Source organism: Aerococcus sp. L_32 (assembly GCF_050689315.1).
On the sequence record NZ_JBOEQF010001064.1, the window covers coordinates 1 to 637 of the forward strand.

Annotated in this window: 1 pseudogene; it reads right to left on the minus strand. The window is 40.0% G+C overall.

Annotated features, from left to right (window positions below):
- Nucleotides 1–637: pseudogene (locus tag ACRCJ0_RS18205) on the minus strand (transcription termination factor NusA); the annotation flags it as partial.

Here is a 637-nt window from a genome sequence, read left to right on the forward strand (position 1 = left end):
GCCAATTAAAGGTTCATCACCAATAATGTCGTTGTCTTCGCCTTCAATATCATCAATCTGATATTCAATTGCTTCTGGACCAACATTACCTTCTTCAAGGTCATCGATAGCTAATAAATCCTCTTCATCAATTGAAGTTGATCCTTCTGTCACTGCTTCGTAATCTTCAACAGTTTCAATATCTTCAGCTAAAATTGGATCAACGTCTTCGTCGACTAATTCTTTCTCAGCAAAACGTTCTGCGTACTCTTCTGTTTGTACGTAGGCTTCAAAGTCAGCTTCAGATTTGATATCAATCTTGTGGTTTGTTAATTTAGCCGCTAAACGCGCATTTTGGCCACGTTTACCAATAGCTAATGACAAGTGGTTTTCTGGTACGACAACCACACATGACGTTTCACCTGGTACAAAGTGAACAGATAATACATCAGCTGGGTTTAAAGCATTTGAAATAAAGGTTGCCATGTCGTCTGACCATTGAACGATATCCATATTTTCACCTTTTAATTCGTCTACAATACGTTGTACACGCGAACCACGAGGTCCAACACAAGTACCTACTGCATCGATATTCGCGTCGTTTGATACAACCGCTACTTTAGAACGATCACCAGCTTCACGGGCGATGGCTTTAATT